The following is a 19,181-nucleotide window of genomic DNA, read 5'->3' as shown; positions in this document are numbered from 1 at the left end:
AGGTACGCACGTGAGATACATCAGTACACGGGGTGAAGCTCCCGCACTGGGCTTTGAGGACGTTCTTCTGACCGGGCTGGCCACCGATGGTGGCCTCTATGTGCCGGAATCGTTGCCGCACTTCAGCCTGGAAGAAATTCGTAGCTGGCGCGGGCTTCCCTATGCGGAGCTGGCCTATAAAGTGATGTATCCGTTCGTAGAGGATGCCATCCCGGCGGACGACTTCCGCAAGATGCTGGATGAAACCTACAGCGTGTTCAGCCACCAGGCGGTGGCACCGCTGGTGCAGCTGGACACCAATGAGTGGGTGATGGAACTGTTCCGTGGCCCGACGCTGGCGTTCAAGGACTTTGCCCTGCAGCTGCTGGGCCGCTTGCTGGACTACGTTCTGGAGAAGCGCAACCAGCACGTTGTGATCATGGGGGCCACCTCCGGTGATACCGGTTCTGCTGCCATCGAGGGCTGCCGCCGGTGCGAGCACGTGGATATCTTTATCCTGCATCCGCATCAGCGAGTGTCTGAAGTGCAGCGCCGCCAGATGACTACGGTGCAGGGCGGCAACATCCATAACATCGCAGTCAAAGGCAACTTCGACGACTGTCAGCGCATGGTGAAGGAGAGCTTCGGCAATCAGTCCTTTCTGGGCGGCAAAACCCAGCTGGCGGCGGTGAACTCCATCAACTGGGCCCGGATCATGGCCCAGATCGTGTACTACTTCCAGGCGTCTCTCGCTCTGGGTGGCCCGGACCGCAGCATGGCGTTCTCTGTGCCCACAGGCAACTTTGGCGATATTTTCGCCGGCTACCTGGCCAAGAAAATGGGGCTGCCCATCAGCCAGCTGGTGATTGCCACCAACCGCAACGATATCCTGCATCGCTTCATGAGCGGCAACAAGTATGAGCAGCACCAGCTGGAGCATACCCTGTCGCCGAGCATGGACATCATGGTGTCCAGCAACTTCGAGCGCCTGCTGTTTGATCTGCACGGCCGTGACGGCGCGGCGGTCAAAGCCTTGCTGGAAAATGCAGCCAAAGGCCCGGTCAGCATTGAAGACTACCGCTGGAAGCACGCCCGCAAGCTGTTCGACAGCGATGCGGTGGACGACAAAACCACCTGCGACACCATTCGTGACGTCTACGAGCAGAACGAATATCTGCTGGACCCGCACACCGCCATTGGCGTACGCGCTGCCCGCAACTGCCGCCGGGACTCTGCCGTGCCCATGATCACCCTGGGTACCGCGCACCCGGCCAAGTTCCCGGATGCGATTGCCGAATCCGGCCTGAGCGTGAAGCCGCAATTGCCGGCCCACATGGCTGATCTGTTCGAGCGGGAAGAGCGCTACACCGTGCTGGATAACAATGTGTCCGAGGTGCAGGGCTTTATCGCCAAGCATTGGAAGAACGCCTGATCCGGCATGACTCCTAAAAAGATCCTGCGTCGCCCCCAGCCGTCCGATGTGACGGGGTGGGGGCAAAACCTGCCCCCCATCCTTCGCCGTCTGTACGCCGCTCGCGGTGTGCAATCCGACGACCAGCTCCAGTACACCCTGAAACACCTGGCTTCGCCGATGCAGCTTCGCGGCATTGATCGCGCAGTTGAACTGCTGGCCGAGGCCATAGTGCAGAAACAGCGGGTAATGGTGCTGGGGGACTTCGATGCTGATGGCGCCACCAGTACTTCGGTGGCTATGCTGGGTTTGTCTATGCTCGGTGTGGCGGCGATTGATTTCCGGGTGCCCAGCCGATTCTCTGATGGCTACGGCCTGACACCCGGCATCATCCACCGGTTGCAGGAAGACGGGGATTTGCCGGATCTTCTGGTGACTGTTGATAACGGCATCTCCGCCATCGAAGGCGTGCGTGCTGCCCGGGAGCTGGGCATCAAAGTGGTTATCACCGACCACCATCTGGCCGGAGAAGAGCTGCCAGATGCCGATGCCATTGTGAACCCCAATCAACCCGATTGCCCGTTCCTGAGCAAAAATGCGGCGGGAGTGGGCGTGATGTTCTACGTGCTCACGGCGCTGCGTAAGCACCTGCGAGACAACAACCGGCTGCCGGACCCGGAGCCTAACCTGGGTAGCCTGCTGGACCTGGTGGCCCTGGGTACCGTGGCCGACGTGGTTCCGCTGGACCATAACAACCGCATCTTTGTGGAGCAGGGCATCCGCCGCATCCGCAAAGGCGAAGCCAGACCGGGCATCCTGGCTCTGTTGGAAGTAGCCGGCCGCGACTACACCGAAATCAGCGCCACCGATCTGGGTTTTGTGGTTGGCCCGCGCCTGAACGCTGCCGGCAGGCTGGACGACATGAGTATCGGCATCGCCTGTCTGCTCGCCGACAGTCGCGACGAAGCGCTGCGCCTGGCCCGGGAACTGGATAACTTCAACCGCGAACGCCGCACCATTGAAAAAGACATGAAAGCCCAGGCCCAGGACCTGTTGGCCTCCATGTCCCTCGATATTGACGGCCTGCCCTGGGGGCTGGCCCTGTTCGACCAGGACTGGCACCAGGGCGTGATCGGCATCCTGGCGGCCCGCATCCGCGAACAGACTCATCGCCCCACCATTGCTTTTGCGCCCGACGACGACGGCGAACACCTGAAAGGCTCTGCCCGATCCATCCCCGGCCTGCATATCCGGGATGCGCTGGCCGTGGTTGATGCGAAGAATCCGGGCTTGATGAAAAAATACGGCGGCCACGCCATGGCCGCCGGCATGACCATCGCCCGGGACGACCTCGAACGTTTCAGCAACGCCTTCGACCAGGCCGTGCGTGACACGTTGAAACCGGAAGACCTCGAAGCCGCCATCACCACTGACGGCCCGCTGGCCCCGGAAGAGCTGAATCTGGACACCGCCTACCTGCTCAAACGCGCCGGCCCCTGGGGGCAGCACTTCCCAGAGCCGGTGTTTGACGGCGAATTCCGGGTAGTGAGCCAACGCATTGTCGGCGAGAACCATCTGAAGCTCGTGCTGCAGCCGGTTGAGGGCGGGGGCATTATTGATGGTATTGCGTTCAACACCGGGCCTGAAGTACCGGACTTTACCCGGAGTGGCGCGCGGGTGGTTTATAAGCCTGATGCCAATACGTTCCGGGGGCGGACTAATTTGCAGCTTCTGGTGGATTATCTGGAGCCGCTAGGCTGAATGTGTCGACTCCCCGAACCAAGTTGGGGCGCCGTGTGGGGTAGGGCTTTCCGAGAGTGTCGAAAACAAGGATGTTTTCGTCAAGCGTACAGGGATGTATTCACCGCGTCTCTCGGAAAGCCCTACCCCATGCGGTGCGTGCTCCAGAGCATGAACAGCTGATTTGCCCAGCAAATTCCGGTAGAATCCGCCCTCTGTTTTTATCGCACCATTTTCCAAAGCGAGACAAGGTTTCATGGAAATTAATCCCATAGTGACGAAGATCAAAGAGCTTCGCGAGCGCACCGAAGCGCTGAGGGGGTATCTTTGACTACGATCAGCGAAGTGAACGCCTGACCGAAGTCGAACGCGAACTCGAACAACCCACCGTCTGGGACGATCCCGAGCGGGCCCAGGCATTGGGCAAAGAGCGCTCAGACCTTGAACTGATCGTTAAAACCATCGACAACCTCACCAACGGCCTGGCCGATGCAGAAAGCCTGCTCGACATGGCGGTGGAAGAGGACGACGAAGGCACTGTCCAGGAAATCGAAGCCGATCTCGAAAACCTTGATAAAGAACTCGAGAAGCTCGAATTCCGCCGCATGTTCTCCGGCGAAATGGACGCCAACAACGCCTACCTGGATATCCAGGCCGGCTCCGGCGGCACTGAAGCCCAGGACTGGGGCAACATGCTGTTGCGCATGTACCTGCGCTGGGCCGAGCGTCGTGGCTTCAAGGCCGAAATCGTTGAACTGCAGGAAGGTGAAGTGGCCGGCATCAAGAGTGCCACCATCCACATCCAGGGCGACTACGCCTACGGCTGGCTACGCACAGAAACCGGCGTACACCGCCTGGTGAGGAAATCCCCGTTTGATTCCGGCAACCGTCGCCATACCTCTTTCTCTTCCGTGTTTGTATCACCGGAAGTGGACGACAGCTTCGAAATCGAGATCAACCCGGCGGATCTGCGGGTCGATGTGTATCGCGCTTCCGGCGCCGGTGGTCAGCACGTAAACCGGACCGAATCCGCAGTGCGACTGACCCACAACCCCACGGGCATCGTGGTGGCCTGTCAGGCCGGCCGAAGCCAGCACCAGAACAAAGACCAGGCCATGAAGCAGCTCAAGGCCAAGCTCTTTGAACTGGAAATGCAGAAGCGTAACGAAGAGAAACAGAAAGCCGAAGACTCCAAGTCTGACATCGGCTGGGGTAGCCAGATCCGTTCCTACGTGCTGGACGACAGCCGTATCAAAGACCTGCGCACCAAGGTGGAAACCAGCAACACCCAGTCGGTGTTGGATGGTGACATCGACAAGTTTATTGAAGCCAGTCTGAAGATGGCGCTGTAGACGGCGCCATCCAAACCAAACCGGACCATTCCGACTTCTTTAGTGAGCCAAGATGACTGAACAGACCCAGAACGCCGCACAGCATGAGGATAACAAGCTGATTGCCGAGCGCCGCGCCAAACTGGCTGCGCTGCGCGAGCAGGGCAATCCGTTCCCGAATGACTTCCGTCGCGATGCCACCGCCGCCGAACTGCAGGCGAAATACGGTGATAAATCCAAGGAAGAGCTGGAAGGTCTGGGCATCAAGGTGGCCATTGCCGGCCGCATGATGCTCGACCGCAAGGCGTTCAAAGTGGTTCAGGACATGACCGGCCGCATCCAGATCTATGCCTCCAAGGACGTCCAGAAAGACACCAAGCACTGGGATATGGGCGACATCGTGGGCGTGCGTGGCACCCTGTCGAAATCCGGCAAGGGCGACCTGTATGTGACCATGGACGAATACGTACTGCTGACCAAGTCACTGCGCCCGCTACCGGAGAAGCACAAGGGGCTGACTGACACCGAAGCCCGCTATCGGCACCGGTACGTGGACCTGATGGTGAACGAGGACAGTCGCCGCGTGTTCCATGCCCGGTCGAAGATCATCAACGCCATGCGCCAGTACTTCGCCGAGCGTGATTTCATGGAGGTGGAAACCCCCATGCTGCAGGTGATTCCGGGTGGCGCCACCGCCCGTCCGTTCGTGACCCATCACAACGCTCTGGGCATCGATATGTATCTGCGCATTGCTCCGGAACTGTTCCTCAAGCGCCTGGTGGTCGGTGGCTTTGAGCGAGTGTTCGAAATCAACCGTAACTTCCGCAACGAAGGGCTGTCTACCCGGCACAACCCCGAGTTCACCATGGTCGAGTTCTACCAGGCCTACGCCGATTACAACGACCTGATGGACCTGACCGAAGACATGCTGCGTACCATCACCCAGAAGGTGCTGGGTACCACCACTGTAATCAACACACGGGTACTGAAAGACGGTAGCGAAGAGACCATCGAATACGATTTCGGCAAGCCGTTCGAGCGCCTCACTGTGGTCGACGCCATCCTGCGCTACAACCCGGACATCACCCGTGAGCAACTGGCTGACGACGCACAGGCCCGAGAAGTGGCCAAGAACCTGGGTATCCACGTGAAAGACATCTGGGGCCTGGGCAAGGTGCAGATCGAAATCTTCGAAGCCACCGCCGAGCATCGCCTCACCCAGCCGACGTTCATCACCGAGTACCCGAAAGAAGTGTCGCCTCTGGCTCGCTGCAAAGACAGCGATCCGTTTGTGACCGAGCGCTTTGAGTTCTTCGTGGGCGGTCGCGAGATTGCCAATGGCTTCTCTGAGCTGAACGATGCCGAAGACCAGGCCGAACGCTTCCAGGCCCAGGTGGCTGAGAAAGATGCCGGCGACGACGAAGCCATGTTCTACGATGACGACTATGTCATGGCCCTCGAATACGGTTTGCCGCCGACCGCTGGTGAAGGTATCGGCATCGACCGCCTGGCCATGCTGCTGACCAACTCGCCATCCATCCGCGACGTCATCCTGTTCCCGGCCATGCGCCCGGAACACAAGGCCGAACAGAAACCGGAAAGCGAGTAAGCCCATGCACCCTGCCGAGGCACTGGCTCAACAACTGAAGCCCGGCCGCGGCTGGGACCAGTGGCTGGCGGACGAGTTCCGCCAGCCCTACATGCGGCAACTGGCCGAATTCCTCGCCGCCGAGGAACAGGCCGGCAAGGTTCTGTATCCCCCCAGCTCCCACTGCTTCAATGCCCTCAACAGCACACCGCTGGCCAACGTAAACGTAGTGATCCTTGGCCAGGACCCCTACCACGGCCCCGGCCAGGCCCATGGTTTGTGCTTCTCTGTGCGCCCTCAGGTTCCGCCACCACCGTCCCTGGTCAATATCTTCAAGGAAATCGAAACCGACCTGGGCATCGCGCCACCGGATCACGGCTGTCTGCAGCCGTGGGCAGAGCAGGGCGTGCTTCTGCTCAACAGTGTCCTCACGGTCGAGCAGAGCAATGCCGGAGCCCATCAAGGCAAGGGTTGGGAGAGGTTTACCGACAAGGTGATCGAAGTTATCAACCGGGAGCGCGACAACGTGGTCTTCCTGTTGTGGGGCAGCTACGCCAAGAAAAAGGGCCAGCACATTGACCGGAACCGCCACCTGGTTCTGGATGGCCCACACCCGTCACCGCTCAGTGCCTACCGTGGATTCTTTGGTTGCCGGCATTTCTCGAAGGCTAACGAATGGCTGAGGGAGCAGGGCAGGCCCTCCGTTGATTGGGCATTGCCAAGCAAAGCCGCGTTGATGGCCAAGTATAAACAGTGACGCGCTGACGAAGGCGGTCGGCAGACTCCCGAAGAAAGCCGGAACCTATTGAAGCAGCGCCATAGCTGCTTCCATCTGCGCATTCAGATCCTCTTCCTCGCTCATATCGATATTCGGATCCAGTCCCAGCCGATCGAACGCAGAAATCTTCGTCCAGTCCATCTCGTTCCAGGGGTGATCACTCCCGGCAACCAGCTGCAGGTTGGCCACCATCACCAGATCGGCATAATCTGCTGCCGGCACCTCACGCTGGAAGTTGGCATATTCCAGAGGCACATTCTGCAGTTCCTTCGGAAAATCCCATTTTTTCAGAATCATAGAGCCAATACGCGGGTGCAGCTCATCAATCACATTGTCCAGCATGATGCTGCTGATCTGGATATCCTGATCCTCCACATAACGCAGAATCGGCAGAATACCGATCAGGTGCACCAGGCCAGCCAGCGTTGCCTGATCCGCCTTCAGGCGGGTGTAATGTTGCGCCAGAACATGGCACACGCCCGCCACTTCGGTGCTGGTCTGCCAGGTGGCACGCAGGCGCTTGTCGATCATGTCTGACGTGGCCTGGAACATCTGTTCCATCGCCAGCCCCATGGCCAGATTACTGGTGTAAGCCATACCCAGCCGGCTGACCGCCATGTTCAGGTTTTCGATGGCGCGACTGCCGCGAAACAGCGGGCTGTTGCACACCCTGATGATGCGCGCCGAGAGCGCCGTATCGTTGCTGATGACCTTCACCAGATCGGCAATGGCAGAGTCTTCGGACTCGGCAATCTCCCGCACCTGAAGCGCTACCTCAGGCAGGGTTGGAAGTACCAGCTTGTCGTTTTCAATGGCAGCCGTCAGGTCAGACTTGATGGTTTCAACAATATTGGCCATGGTCAGTTAGGTTCCACTTGTCTGGAGGCATCCCACGTACGGGGATAAAACCGGTATGTGTTTTAATTTATAGCAAATTTTTCCGGTATTTCCTGTCAACTTATGTATCCGGCTGTTCGGCTTTCTCTCGTTCAGGGACCGGATAGGGTATCGGCCGCACCTCAAGTTGCAGGCCCTCATGACCGTCTACGCCCAGATGCTTGCTGGCCGCGTCATGTCGGATCACCGCCAGCATTTCCCCCTGCTGCTCGCCAGTCAGTACTGAGTTAACCACCTCGCCCACGGCACTGCCATCGGCGATCAGGCGGGTACCGGGTGCCGGGGCGGCATCAGTGCCGGAGAAAGCGACCCGGAACAGGCTTTTCTTTAACTGGCCGAGGAAATGCATCCGCGCAATCACTTCCTGTCCGGTGTAACAGCCTTTCTTGAAGTGAATGCCTTGCAGATGCTGAAGGTTGAGCATCTGGGGAACATAGGCTTCCCGGGTTGCCTCGGTCAGCCAGGGTACGCCGGCGCTGATCTCCGAGGCCTGCCAGGTCGGCATGGAAAGTTCGGAGGTGGGCGGCAACGAAGGCTGGGCATCGGTTTGCCAGAGTTCGAAGCGAGCGAGGTGGTTGCTGTCATCTTCGACACGAATCAGGTACCCGTTATCGGTACTTAACACCTGACCGGGGCGGGTCAGTTCGTCTGTGGCCGCGCCGGCAACCTGTCGGGCGGTCTCGATCCCCAGCAGACCGGTGATCCGGCCTGCGTCAAGAACGGCAAGCGATGTGCCCCGGAACAGCATCAGGTACTTGTTCAGGTGCTGAACGGTGTCTTCTGCGGTCTCCCGCTCGAGGCTGAGCAGCAAGTCTTCGCCATCCCGGACCAGTCGGGTAATGCAGTAGGCCCTGCCCTTCGGGGTGCAGGCTGCTGCCCTGAGCGACTGTCCGGCAGTGACTTCGTCCACACTCTGGCTGAACTGGCCCTGGACAAACTTGTCGGTACCCGGCCCGCTGATTCTGGCCAGAACCCGGTCGGTCAGATGAGCCCAACCCTCGTAAGTGGGATTGGCTGGCGTTTCGGTATTGGCGTTAGTCATCGAAAACTCCGGATGGAATCGGGGGTTCACCGTGAAATAGCTGCTGGCCCTGCAAGGAGCCACATGCGCAGCCGACGGAATGCCTGTTCGGAAACATTGCCACGACATAGCCGGGATGGACTGAGCAGGATCGCGGTCATGGTGTCTGATCTGGTGACAACGGACTCTACTTTCAAGATCAGAAAGGATGCACCGAGCGAGCTGCAGCCGCAAACTCTGGCGGTAACTTCCTGGCCATTGGCCAGCTGGCATCGAAGATGCTGGTCGTCAGTGGTCAGGCTGATAATGGCATTGGCTCCACGGAGCCGGCCACAACGACGGAATTCCTGCCAGCCCAGAGGCAGGGAAACCGGTAACAACACCAGTGCCAGCGGGGTGATGGACAGGCTGATTGCCAGTAGTACAGCAGACAGCGCCAGCCAGGGCAGGCTGGCGCAAATACCCGCGGCCCTGGAGGGCGACAGGTTCAGTTCAATCGGGTTGGACACGGTTCAGGATCATGTCAACGATGTGACGAAGATCCGGGTCCTCCGGCTTGCTGCGCTGCATGAACCACTCGAACATGTCCGTATCCTCGCAACTTAACAGCTTGCGGTAACGGGCCTGGTCTTCCGCTGAAAGATCCCGGTATACCTCTTCAAGGAACGGGAGCAGCAGAACGTCCAGTTCCAGCATGCCGCGGCGGCTGTGCCACCACAGGCGATGAAATTCAGTGTGATCCTGAGAAGTATTGGTTTCGGACATAACGGATTCTGCCTTTGGAAACGGAGTAAGGCCCGGTCTCAGGGAGACGGGGTGCGGTAAGTCGTCGGCACCAGCACGGTATCCTGGGCGTCATTCAGCAGGCCCGGATAATCCAGTGTGTAATGCAGGCCTCGGCTTTCCTTGCGTTGCAGTGCCGAGCAGATGATGAGGTCGGAGACTGTGACCAGGTTGCGCAGTTCGATCAGGTCATTGGAGACCCGGTAGTTACTGTAAAACTCGCCGATTTCACGGGACAGCAAATCAACCCGGTGTTTCGCCCGCTGCAGGCGTTTGGTGGTTCGGACGATGCCGACATAGTCCCACATAAAGTGCCGAAGTTCGTCCCAGTTATGGGAGATGATGACGTCTTCGTCGGAGTCCCGCACCTGGCTTTCGTCCCAGTCCGGGGCTGACGGTGGTGGTGGAATGTCAGCCTCCCTGCGGGTGATGTCCTGAGCCGCGGCCCGGCCATAGACCAGACATTCCAGCAACGAGTTGCTGGCCATGCGGTTGGCGCCGTGCAGGCCGGTGAAGGCGGCTTCGCCAACGACATAGAGTTGGTTGATGTCGGTACGCGCCCGTTCATCACTGACAATTCCGCCGCAGGTATAATGGGCAGCAGGCACCACGGGAATCGGTTCGCGGGTAATGTCGATCCCGAAGCTCAGACACTTTTCGTAAATGGTCGGGAAGTGCTGTTTGATGAAGTCGGCCGGCTTATGGCTGATATCCAGGAACAGGTGGTCTGCGCCCAGGCGCTTCATCTCATGGTCAATGGCCCTGGCAACAATGTCCCGGGGCGCGAGTTCCGCCCGTTCATCAAACCGGTCCATGAACCGACTGCCGTCCGGCAGCCGGAGCACGCCACCTTCGCCCCGAACCGCCTCGGTAATCAGGAAGGACTTGGCGTGCGGGTGGTACAGGCAGGTGGGGTGGAACTGATTGAACTCCATGTTGGCAACACGGCAACCGGCTCGCCAGGCCATGGCAATTCCATCTCCGGAAGCGCCGTCCGGATTGGTCGTGTAGCGATACGCCTTGGAGGCGCCGCCGGTGGCGATGACGGTGAACCTGGCTCGAAACAGTTCCACATGATTGTCTTCGAGATTCAGGATGTAGGCGCCGACGCAGCGGTTGCCGGGAAGCGCAAGCTTGCGGTTGGTAATCAGGTCCACAGCCACCCGGCCGGCTTTCAGGTCAATATTCGGCCTGGCCTGGGCCTGGCTCGCCAGGGTGGTGGAAACCGCGTGGCCGGTGGCATCGGCGGCGTGGATAATCCGGCGATGGCTATGGCCGCCTTCGCGGGTGAGGTGGTAGTCCTCGCCATCGTCCTGCCTGGTGAACTTCACGCCGGAGTCGATCAGCCACTTGATGCTTTCCTTGCTGTGTTCCACGGTAAAGCGGACCGCATCCTCGTGGCACAGACCGCCGCCCGCGTTGAGGGTGTCCTGTATGTGATTCTCTACGGAATCGGTATCGTCCAGAACCGCAGCGATGCCTCCCTGGGCCCAGAGGGTGGCGCCAGAGCTGATATCGGCTTTGCTGATGACGCAAACCCGCAAGTGCTCCGGAAGATTCAGCGCAACGGTAAGGCCGGCAGCGCCGCTGCCGATGATCAGAACATCGTATTCGTAGGACTGTGGCATTGAGTCGTGGTCGCGGGCCATAATGTGGACGTGTATTGAACTAAACTTTACGCTTGCTGTCTATTTGGGCTAACGGATAACCCTGTCAGCCGGGTGCGGTCTGCATCAAGGGTTAGTGAACGAACGCTGGAACAGCCCAATGACACAAGCCACTCGTATCGAGGCCAGACCACTGGCTCCCAAAACAGGACTTTCTGTTGCTTCGTCCATGACGCCTGAAAATGACTGGAAACCCGGTGAGCAGTCCGATAGCCAGACGGATCTGCAGTTGGTTCGCAAGGTCCGGAACGGAGATCGTGCGGCCTTCGATCTGCTGGTGGTGAAATACCAGTCCAGGGTCGCGTCTATTATCAGCCGTTATGTCTACGACAGCCAGGAAGTCATGGATCTGACTCAGGAAACCTTTGTCAAAGCCTTCCGCGCGATCGATCGCTTTCGCGGCGACAGCGCGTTTTACACCTGGTTGTACCGGATTGCCGTAAACACCGCCAAGAATTTCCTTGAGGCCCGCGGCAGGCGGCCTCAGGGATCGGCGGATGTCACCGATGCGGAAAACTTTGACGATGGCGGCCGACTGCGTGACCCGGCCTCGCCGGAGCGGTTGCTGCAGAGGGAGCAGTTGCAGAAAGCTCTTGCGGAAGCCATTGCCAGCCTGCCGGAGGAACTGCGGTCGGCGTTCCTGCTCAGGGAATACGATGGCCTGAGTTATGAAGATATTGCCCGGATACTGGAGTGCCCCATAGGTACCGTGCGCTCAAGAATTTTCCGGGCGCGGGACTCGGTGGATCGCCACCTTGGCCCGTTTCTTGATCAGTCAGTAACGTGAATGAGGTTGCATCCTATGGATGAGCGTCTCAGAGAAACACTGTCTTCGATGATGGATGACGAGGCCGATGAGCTATCGGTTCGTCGGTTGTTGTCACATGGCAACCAGGAGGACGTGCGCGGCCAGTGGCAGCGATGGCAGCAGATACGTGATCTGATGCACGAGCAGCACGGTCCTGCCGATGGTATTGATGTTGCCGGCGCGGTGAGGGAAGCGCTCGATGGCCATGCTCGCTCAGAACAGGCCCGGTCGCCGGTGGAGGTGCCCAGGGTGTCGGTCTGGCGCTGGCCGGTGGCCGCCATGGTGTTCATGGCGCTGATTGTGGGCTTCGGTGCCGGAGCCGGCTGGGATACCCGCACCGGAGTATCTGTTCAGGCACTGGCCGGCGGCAGTGCCGAGCCTTCAGCCTCTGCGGTAACGCTGTCGGCGGCGGTTGAGGAAGTGGCACTGCAGCGGTTGGACGAAGACCAGTTGCGCCAGATGCGTCAGTACCTGCTTGAGCATGCCCAGCACAACAGCGTGGGTGCAGGTCGTGGCTCGGTGGGTTACGCCCGCCTGGTCAGCGCCAGTGGTAACTATTGAGCCGGGAGCATGGGTTTATGAATAACCGGGTATCCAGCAGGTCGGTATTCGGAGCGGTTGTCGCTCTTGTGGCTCTGCTGTGCCTGTTGATCAATCCGGTGAGGGCCGAGTTGGCCAGCGAGACAACGAAAAGCGGTGAAGCTCCGGCGGCCATGGCCTGGCTGGAGCGGCTTGGCCCTGCACTCAACATGACTTCGTACCGCGGGGTCTTTGTTTATGCCCGGGGCGATCAGGTACATTCCATGCGCATTGCCCACCGTTACCGGAACGGGCGTGTTGAGGAACGCCTGGTGATGCAGGACGGCGGCAGTGGTGAAATCGTCCGTAAAGGCATGAACGTGGTCTGTGTATTGCCTGACAGGGGCAGGGTTCGGCTGGACGAGGTGATACCTTCGGGCCCGTTCGCAGAAGCGTTTACCAGTCAATTGATGCCGTTTGGCCGCTGGTATCTGCCTGAACTGGCGGGTGAAGACCGGGTCGCCGGCTACGATGTGGTGATCGTGGCGCTCGGGGCCCGGGATGATGATCGCTACAGCCACCGCCTCTGGCTGGAAAAAGAGACGGGACTACTGGTCAAGAGCCAGGTGCGGGATGTAAACGGTGAGGTACTGGAGCATTTTCAGTTCACCGATCTTGAGATCACTGACGATATTTCCGACGAGGAACTCGAGGTTCAGACCCGTGGTCGTGAGATTAGCCGTACCCTGGACGATGGCCGGAAACAGGAGTCATCTGTTGGCCGGATGAATGGCTGGACTCTGTCCTGGCAGCCGGAGGGCTTTGTGCCGGCGGCTGCACCACGTTCGGGCAGTGGCAAGGCCGTGGCGTTCTCCGATGGCCTGGCTGCGTTTTCCGTATTTGTTGAGCCTGTCGGGCGGCTGAAAATGCCGACAGGCGCTTCCCGTATAGGGGCAACCACCATCTACATGCGCGAAGTCATGGTCTCTGATCGCCCCTTCCTGATAGCGGTGGTTGGTGAAATTCCGCCGGGCACTGCACGAAAGGTGGCAGATGCCGTGGAAGTGGATGATGATTTCGTAGCTGAGCTCTCCGGGTCATGATCACGGAAACCGGTAAAGTCGTGGCCCTGGTGGGTGATCAGGTCTGGGTTCAGACGATAAGAACCAGTGCCTGTCAGAGTTGCTCGGCCCGCTCGGGCTGCGGGCAGCGAGCCCTGGCTGCGGTCTCCGGTGGCCGGGCGAACCAGGTACTGGTAGATAATTCCGTGGGCGCCCGGGTGGGGGATGAAGTGGTCATCGGTCTGGATGAACAGTCGCTGCTGAATGCCTCGCTGATTATTTATGGTTTGCCGTTGGTGCTGATGGTGCTTGCCAGTGTGATGGCGCACACCTGGGCCGCGGGGTCAGACCTGGGCGCCATAGCCGGAGCGGTGGCAGGCCTGGGCGTCGGGTTCTGGCTGGTGCAGCGTTGGCAGGCCGGGGCCGGTGATCGCTACCAGCCGCGGTTGTTGAGGATAAAGACAATTCCATCCTCGACATGTCCATGATCCCTACCGTTTTTTAAGTTGAAAATTCACGCCCCAGCCCCAGAATAGCTCTATAAACGCAAGTAAAATCAGGGGGTTCTACATGCCAGAAAAAAATATAGAAGCTGCCCGTATGCCTTCCCTGGCCAGGCCCGGGGCCATGCTGGGCGTTCTGCTGATGCTGGCTGCCATGGTGTCGGTATTCTGGAGCCAGGGCGTCGCAGCCAGAGGCCTGCCGGATTTCACTGAGCTGGTGGAAGATAACTCCAGTGCGGTGGTGAATATCAGCACTACGACGGATCCGGGCAGCCAGAGCTCTGGCTTCCATGGGCTCCCTTTTGATGAAAGGCAACTGGAGCAGTTGCCGCCTTTCCTTCAGGATTTCTTCCGCGGCCCGCAGTCTCCTTTTGGTGGTTCCCCTCGGCCGCAGCAGCCGCGCAGGAGCATGGGCTCCGGCTTTATTGTGTCAGCGGATGGTTACGTACTGACCAACAATCACGTGGTTGAGGGTGCCGATGAAGTGATTGTGCGCCTGAATGACCGCCGCGAATTTTCCGCCACTATCGTGGGTACCGATCCCCGCTCGGATATGGCGGTTCTCAAAATCGAGAATGGTGAAGACCTGCCGGTGGTCAGCGTTGGACGTTCCCGGGATCTGAAAGTCGGCGAATGGGTTTTCGCGATCGGCTCGCCATTCGGGTTTGACTACACGGTGACGGCGGGCATTGTCAGTGCTCTGGGCCGCTCGCTGCCATCCGAAAACTACGTGCCGTTTATCCAGACCGACGTTGCCATTAACCCCGGTAACTCCGGTGGCCCGCTGTTCAACCTGGAAGGTGAAGTGGTGGGCATAAACTCCCAGATTTACACCCGCTCCGGCGGCTTCATGGGGGTGTCGTTCGCCATTCCGATTGATGATGCCATGAACGTATTCCGCCAGCTCCGTGACAAAGGTACCGTCGCCCGGGGTTGGTTGGGCGTGCTTATTCAGGAAGTGAATCGGGATCTGGCCGAGAGTTTCGGGCTGCGCCGTCCCCGCGGCGCGTTGATTGCCGAAGTGATGCCGGATTCACCGGCGGAAAAGGGTGGCCTTGAGGCCGGTGATATTGTGCTGGAATACAATGGCGAGGATGTTCAGTTGTCCTCTGACCTGCCGCCCATGGTTGGCCGTACACCGGTGGGTGAATCGGCGCGCCTGACCGTGTTGCGAGGTGGTGATGAAATCACCCTCGACGTGGAAATTGGCAAGTTGCCGGAAGACGGCGATGACGCTGCCCAGCCCTCAACCGGTAGCCGCGACAATAGCGCGGGCGCACCGCTTGGGTTGTCCGTTGAGCCACTGGCTCCCGAGACTGCTCGCTCCATCGGCGTGGAAGGCGGTGTTGTAGTCGCTGGCGTAGATCGTGGCCCGGCGTTTGAGGCTGGTATTCGTGCCAGGGACATCATTACCGAGATCAACCGCCAGCAGATTCGCTCGGTGGAGGACTTCCGGTCGGTGGTCCGCGACTTGCCGGAAAACCGGGCGGTTTCGGTCCGGATTGTAAGGCAGGGTCGGGCAATCTATCTGGTCATGAAGCCCTGAGTCGATAACCACATTTCAAGTAAAATTGGGCCCCCGGCGTGTCAGGACACGTTCGGGGGCTTTTGGTTTTCAAGCCTTAGTTTGTCCGTTTTGGGCGAGCACTATAAAAGCCATTCGATGCTTTGTGCCCGCCAAGTCGACCCGGAATTTCTGTCATTAACGATTAAGCCGCTTTTTAAACAAAAGCGAACATTCGGATGGCCTCAGAGATCCCCGGCTCTTTCTGCCTTGGTTGGGCGCTTGGTCATTTCTCAAGAACCCGGCAAACGATCAAATGGACTAACTGTTCCAGCTCTTCGATCGCCAATAATGTGGGTGTAGATTTCAGTCGTCCGAATATCGCTGTGGCCGAGGATTTCCTGGACCGTTCGGATATCACTTCCCGATCTCAGTAGCTCGGTGGCAAAAGCGTGGCGAAAAGTATGCGCCGAGGAGTCTTCGACATCTTGTAGTGCAGGTTTTCGATCTCCCTTTTCAGCACATTCTTGTAAAGGAAAATTATGGCGCAGAGTGCCTGGTTTTGGGTGGCGGGGCTGACCCCTCGATTTACGGCGAGATGATTCAGGAAACGCTCAATTTCGCGATTACCCATCACCTCAGGGTGCTTCTTGTCATTGAACAGAATGAACTGGCGGACCCAGTAGAGATAGGTTTTCTCTGTTCGATAGCTGTGCTGCTTCGTCCTGATTTCTGTGCGAACCGATTGCAGAAACGGTGATTTTGACACAGTCGCCCCTCCGTGTCTGAGTGCTGTATATGTATACAGTTATAATGAAAAAGCCTCGGGAATGCCAAAAATTCTGCGGTTTGATTTGCATAAGGCCGCACACTTTTCACAGAGCACCCTAGTAGCCCATTGATTTAGAGACGGAAATTTTTGGCCTTTTGGAGTTCACTTGCAGAAACGTGCAACAATAACTTGCTTGCAAACTTTTCACAGAAGCAAGACAGGAAAAGCGCTTGGGAGCCGGATGGTAAGGGTTTGAAAAGTCGAGATTATCCGGGCCGTGACTCAGTTTTGGACGGGGTGGTGGCGTTGCGGTTTAATAAGAATTCAAACCAATAAGCTGTTAGCTATCCGTGAAATTCTCAATATTCGACACAAAATGGGTGATTAAGTGAGTGAAGATTTATTAGAAGAGCTAGGGAAGGTCTGAATAACCGCTGATTTTTGTCGATCTTGGCTTGAGCCGGCAAAAATTCCAAATTTCAGACACTATTCTCCTGTTATTTGTTTGTTTTTTGCCTGTTTCCCGCCATTTTGGCGGAAAACGGGCACACTGGCCCTACGCCAGCATGTATTTTTCACCAATCAGCAGGTTGCTGAATGCGGCCAGCAAGTGCAGCCGGTTGTTGTTCTTGGCAAGGCCCCGATAGCGGACCTTGCCATAACCAAAGACCTGTTTGATGTAGCGGAAGGGATGCTCCACTTTGGCACGAACACTGGCTTTGATTTTCTCGGCTTTCAGCTTGTCGCTATCCAGCTTTTTCCGGGTGCCAGGCCGTTTGGCAATGAACCAGGAGACGTTTTCACGGTGCTTATGTTCATCCCGCTTTTGAATACCAAGATAACCGGCATCACCGAAGACTCGTTGCTCTTCACCATGCAGCAGCTTGTCGGTGGGCACGATGTCATGAACGTTGGCCGCAGTCGTATCGATGCTATGGATCAGGCCCAGCGTGTCGTCAACACCAATGTGCATCTTCATGCCGAAATGCCACTCGTTGCCTTTCCTGGTCTGGTGCATTTCCGGATCGCGCTTGCCGGTGCTGTTCTTGGTGGAGCTGGGGGCGGAGATAATGGTCGCATCTACGATGCTGCCTTCACGCAGCATCAGGCCGTTTTTCTCCAGGTGTTTGTTCACCTCTTTAAACAGCGCCTTGCCGAGACCGTGCTGCTCCAGAAAATGCCGGAAGTTGAGAATGGTGGTCTCGTCCGGCAGGCGGTCCAGCTTCAGACCGGCAAAGTGCCGCATGGACTCGATCTCATAAAGAGCATCCTCCATCGCCGGGTCGCTCAGGTTATAGAACAACTGCATGCAGTGAACTCGCAGCATGGCAGAGAGCGGATACGGAGGCCGACCGTTCTGGCCCTTGGGGTAATAACGGGCTACCTTCTTCTCCAATTGCTTCCACGGAATCAGTTTGTCCATCCGTTCCAGAAAGATCTCGCGGCGGGTCTTACGCTTCTTGTTCTGGTACTCGGCTTCGGAGAAGGTCATCTGATCCATGGCGGCAACGAATCCTATGCAGTTGGCGATGGCCGTATTATCGCTGATTTCGAGACTTATTCAGAGTCTCCTTAGCGTTATCGGTAATGCTCCAAAACAGAAAACACACCAAGTTTTCAGGTATAAGGACAAGGAAGCTCGACTTAATATGAATGAGAATATTATCGTTCACCGGGGCTTATTTAGGGCTTTACAAATTCTATAGCTAACAAGACGCTGTTGGCAGACAATTTTTCCACCGCTTTGCGGCTCCAAAATTGCCGCAAAGGTCTGCGTTAGAAACAAGAATGGTGAGTTTTGAGTATGGATGTCGAAGAGTTCTGGAGGCCATTTGAGGTCAGTATCGAGTCATTTGATCAGCTTGTTGAAAAGATTAATTCAGTCATGAGGCATGCCGCCGACCGGGACGTAAAATTTGCATGGCGAGGCCAAATTGATGCCGGATGGGCACTCCATAGCTCTTTGTATCGGAGGCTGTCACTAACCAAAAATAAAGCGGTTGATGAAGAAGACCTTTCCTCTACAGAATCAAAAATCTTGGTTGAACTTCATCGCTGGGGGTTGCACTCATCTGCTGCAACTGGGCGGCTTTCAATACTCAACCAGTTGGCGATGTTACAGCACTATGGGTCTCCAACACGGCTGATTGATATCACCTTCAATGCTTGGGTGGGGGCTTGGTTCGCGGTTGAGGAGAAATGGAGCAACGGGAAAGTCGTTAGCGAAGACTCCGATGCTCGGCTTTTCGCATTCGACGTGACAGATCGTTTAATCAACGAAAATGACCAGTATCGAAGCTGGGAAGACGATTTAAGCCGTCCTTGGAAACATGGGGAGGGCGAATCTATTTCGAAGAAAGAGTGGACTACCTCAGTGTTTGCATGGAAACCCGCTAATTTGGATGCCCGGATCTCGGCCCAAAATGGAGGCTTCCTGTTTGGTGGTGTGCCTGCTACGAATAAGCCGGACGGTAAGAAATTTCAGTTTCCGAAGACACCCGACTTTAAAGATGGTTGGTGGAAAATTAATGAGGGAAGACAGGCGTGCTGCCTTGCAATGCGCCCTCATGTCTTTGAGCCAAAAGCCGGCAAAGGTGCGAACAGTGGGGCCCTGTATACCTTTCGCATTAAGGCTGATGCGAAAAAGGATATTCGTCAGAGATTGGCGAAGATGTTTGGATACAAACATTCGACGATTTATCCAGATTACACAGGCTTCGCGTCTTTTGGTTTCCCAGAACTCAAGAATTACTGACCATGGGTCGGAGGTCAAAGTTTCTAACAAGGCCAGGCACGGCGACGGCTTTTCCGTTGCGGCT

At 57.5% G+C, this 19,181-nt stretch carries 18 protein-coding genes and 1 pseudogene; 11 read left to right on the top strand and 8 right to left on the bottom strand.

From position 1 onward, the window contains the following. Positions 1-10 precede the first annotated feature (10 nt). The 5 genes from thrC (at position 11) to ung (ending at position 6,806) form a co-directional block, all read left to right on the top strand. The gene (thrC, locus tag ACSSVV_RS06310) at positions 11-1,411 is read left to right on the top strand and encodes a threonine synthase (RefSeq protein WP_454105745.1); all 1,401 of its coding nucleotides are present in this window, start codon (positions 11-13) and stop codon (positions 1,409-1,411) included. Between the two features lie 6 nt (positions 1,412-1,417). Beyond that, positions 1,418-3,151 carry a single-stranded-DNA-specific exonuclease RecJ gene (gene recJ, locus ACSSVV_RS06305; protein ID WP_022991039.1) on the top strand — a complete coding sequence of 578 codons (1,734 nt, stop codon included), beginning with the start codon at positions 1,418-1,420 and terminating at the stop codon, positions 3,149-3,151. Between the two features lie 235 nt (positions 3,152-3,386). Further along, positions 3,387-4,482 (top strand): peptide chain release factor 2 gene (gene prfB, locus ACSSVV_RS06300; protein WP_113879872.1). Its coding sequence is split into 2 segments (ribosomal slippage): positions 3,387-3,458 and positions 3,460-4,482, totalling 1,095 coding nucleotides; the frame shifts between segments, so codons are not numbered across the junction. Positions 4,483-4,534: 52 nt separating this feature from the next. Beyond that, positions 4,535-6,070 (top strand): lysine--tRNA ligase, encoded by a 1,536-nt coding sequence (gene lysS, locus ACSSVV_RS06295; protein WP_014420746.1) that lies wholly within the window; start codon positions 4,535-4,537, stop codon positions 6,068-6,070. Between the two features lie 4 nt (positions 6,071-6,074). Further along, positions 6,075-6,806, top strand: coding sequence for a uracil-DNA glycosylase (gene ung, locus ACSSVV_RS06290; RefSeq protein WP_023011518.1), 732 nt, complete (start codon positions 6,075-6,077; stop codon positions 6,804-6,806). Positions 6,807-6,851: 45 nt separating this feature from the next. Here ung and ACSSVV_RS06285 read toward each other — a convergent pair whose 3' ends face one another. From ACSSVV_RS06285 to nadB, 5 genes are all read right to left on the bottom strand, one after another. Beyond that, complete coding sequence (locus ACSSVV_RS06285) at positions 6,852-7,685, bottom strand: HDOD domain-containing protein (RefSeq protein ID WP_011785733.1); 834 nt, start codon at positions 7,683-7,685, stop codon at positions 6,852-6,854. A gap of 100 nt (positions 7,686-7,785) precedes the next feature. Then, entirely contained in the window at positions 7,786-8,766 is a 981-nt protein-coding gene (gene ygfZ, locus ACSSVV_RS06280; protein ID WP_023008841.1) for a CAF17-like 4Fe-4S cluster assembly/insertion protein YgfZ, read from the bottom strand. A gap of 26 nt (positions 8,767-8,792) precedes the next feature. Beyond that, positions 8,793-9,254, bottom strand: coding sequence for a hypothetical protein (locus ACSSVV_RS06275; protein WP_023008840.1), 462 nt, complete (start codon positions 9,252-9,254; stop codon positions 8,793-8,795). Then, the gene (locus ACSSVV_RS06270) at positions 9,238-9,510 is read right to left on the bottom strand and encodes an FAD assembly factor SdhE (RefSeq protein ID WP_011785730.1); all 273 of its coding nucleotides are present in this window, start codon (positions 9,508-9,510) and stop codon (positions 9,238-9,240) included. The genes ACSSVV_RS06275 and ACSSVV_RS06270 overlap by 17 nt, the downstream gene beginning before the upstream one ends. Before the next feature lie 38 nt (positions 9,511-9,548). Then, positions 9,549-11,156, bottom strand: coding sequence for an L-aspartate oxidase (nadB, locus tag ACSSVV_RS06265; protein WP_183580615.1), 1,608 nt, complete (start codon positions 11,154-11,156; stop codon positions 9,549-9,551). A gap of 208 nt (positions 11,157-11,364) precedes the next feature. On the opposite strand from nadB, the gene rpoE reads away from it, so the two are divergent. The 5 genes from rpoE to ACSSVV_RS06240 all read left to right on the top strand — a co-directional run bounded on the left by rpoE (position 11,365) and on the right by ACSSVV_RS06240 (position 15,632). After that, positions 11,365-11,982, top strand: coding sequence for an RNA polymerase sigma factor RpoE (gene rpoE, locus ACSSVV_RS06260; RefSeq protein WP_022991045.1), 618 nt, complete (start codon positions 11,365-11,367; stop codon positions 11,980-11,982). A 15-nt stretch (positions 11,983-11,997) separates the two neighbouring features. After that, the gene (locus ACSSVV_RS06255; protein WP_022991046.1) at positions 11,998-12,564 is read left to right on the top strand and encodes a sigma-E factor negative regulatory protein; all 567 of its coding nucleotides are present in this window, start codon (positions 11,998-12,000) and stop codon (positions 12,562-12,564) included. Between the two features lie 17 nt (positions 12,565-12,581). Further along, positions 12,582-13,625, top strand: coding sequence for a MucB/RseB C-terminal domain-containing protein (locus tag ACSSVV_RS06250; protein WP_022991047.1), 1,044 nt, complete (start codon positions 12,582-12,584; stop codon positions 13,623-13,625). Then, complete coding sequence (locus ACSSVV_RS06245; protein WP_022991048.1) at positions 13,622-14,071, top strand: SoxR reducing system RseC family protein; 450 nt, start codon at positions 13,622-13,624, stop codon at positions 14,069-14,071. The genes ACSSVV_RS06250 and ACSSVV_RS06245 overlap by 4 nt, the downstream gene beginning before the upstream one ends. A 112-nt stretch (positions 14,072-14,183) precedes the next feature. After that, on the top strand, positions 14,184-15,632 hold the full coding sequence (locus ACSSVV_RS06240) for a DegQ family serine endoprotease (RefSeq protein ID WP_454105783.1): 1,449 nt from the start codon (positions 14,184-14,186) through the stop codon (positions 15,630-15,632). Between the two features lie 251 nt (positions 15,633-15,883). Here ACSSVV_RS06240 and ACSSVV_RS06235 read toward each other — a convergent pair. The 3 genes and pseudogenes from ACSSVV_RS06235 to ACSSVV_RS06225 all read right to left on the bottom strand — a co-directional run. Next, a pseudogene (locus ACSSVV_RS06235) lies at positions 15,884-16,057 on the bottom strand (tyrosine-type recombinase/integrase); the annotation flags it as partial. Further along, complete coding sequence (locus tag ACSSVV_RS06230) at positions 16,021-16,359, bottom strand: site-specific integrase (protein ID WP_454105744.1); 339 nt, start codon at positions 16,357-16,359, stop codon at positions 16,021-16,023. The pseudogene ACSSVV_RS06235 and the gene ACSSVV_RS06230, both read right to left, overlap by 37 nt. Before the next feature lie 559 nt (positions 16,360-16,918). Further along, positions 16,919-17,863, bottom strand: a complete 945-nt coding sequence (locus ACSSVV_RS06225; protein ID WP_454105743.1) for an IS5 family transposase — start codon at positions 17,861-17,863, stop codon at positions 16,919-16,921. Between the two features lie 303 nt (positions 17,864-18,166). Between ACSSVV_RS06225 and ACSSVV_RS06220 the strand changes: the two genes are divergently transcribed. Continuing rightward, a complete protein-coding gene (locus tag ACSSVV_RS06220; RefSeq protein ID WP_454105742.1) occupies positions 18,167-19,117 on the top strand; it encodes an FRG domain-containing protein in 951 nt (316 codons plus the stop codon). The last annotated feature ends 64 nt before the right edge of the window (positions 19,118-19,181 follow it).

The sequence above is a fragment of the Marinobacter sp. MBR-105 genome, assembly GCF_053628895.1.
Note: the sequence above shows the minus strand (reverse complement) of the source record. Positions and strands in the feature narration are given on the sequence as shown.

What these genes read in the sequence shown, in the direction of transcription:
- ACSSVV_RS06225 (WP_454105743.1), bottom strand. Translation starts at nt 17,863, where the DNA reads ATGGATCAGATGACCTTCTCCGAAGCCGAGTACCAGAACAAGAAGCGT.
- ygfZ (WP_023008841.1), bottom strand. Translation starts at nt 8,766, where the DNA reads ATGACTAACGCCAATACCGAAACGCCAGCCAATCCCACTTACGAGGGT.
- ACSSVV_RS06240 (WP_454105783.1), top strand. Translation starts at nt 14,184, where the DNA reads ATGCCTTCCCTGGCCAGGCCCGGGGCCATGCTGGGCGTTCTGCTGATG.
- ACSSVV_RS06245 (WP_022991048.1), top strand. Translation starts at nt 13,622, where the DNA reads ATGATCACGGAAACCGGTAAAGTCGTGGCCCTGGTGGGTGATCAGGTC.
- ACSSVV_RS06250 (WP_022991047.1), top strand. Translation starts at nt 12,582, where the DNA reads ATGAATAACCGGGTATCCAGCAGGTCGGTATTCGGAGCGGTTGTCGCT.
- ACSSVV_RS06270 (WP_011785730.1), bottom strand. Translation starts at nt 9,510, where the DNA reads ATGTCCGAAACCAATACTTCTCAGGATCACACTGAATTTCATCGCCTG.
- ACSSVV_RS06220 (WP_454105742.1), top strand. Translation starts at nt 18,167, where the DNA reads ATGGATGTCGAAGAGTTCTGGAGGCCATTTGAGGTCAGTATCGAGTCA.
- nadB (WP_183580615.1), bottom strand. Translation starts at nt 11,156, where the DNA reads ATGCCACAGTCCTACGAATACGATGTTCTGATCATCGGCAGCGGCGCT.
- recJ (WP_022991039.1), top strand. Translation starts at nt 1,418, where the DNA reads ATGACTCCTAAAAAGATCCTGCGTCGCCCCCAGCCGTCCGATGTGACG.
- ung (WP_023011518.1), top strand. Translation starts at nt 6,075, where the DNA reads ATGCACCCTGCCGAGGCACTGGCTCAACAACTGAAGCCCGGCCGCGGC.
- lysS (WP_014420746.1), top strand. Translation starts at nt 4,535, where the DNA reads ATGACTGAACAGACCCAGAACGCCGCACAGCATGAGGATAACAAGCTG.
- rpoE (WP_022991045.1), top strand. Translation starts at nt 11,365, where the DNA reads ATGACGCCTGAAAATGACTGGAAACCCGGTGAGCAGTCCGATAGCCAG.
- ACSSVV_RS06285 (WP_011785733.1), bottom strand. Translation starts at nt 7,685, where the DNA reads ATGGCCAATATTGTTGAAACCATCAAGTCTGACCTGACGGCTGCCATT.
- ACSSVV_RS06255 (WP_022991046.1), top strand. Translation starts at nt 11,998, where the DNA reads ATGGATGAGCGTCTCAGAGAAACACTGTCTTCGATGATGGATGACGAG.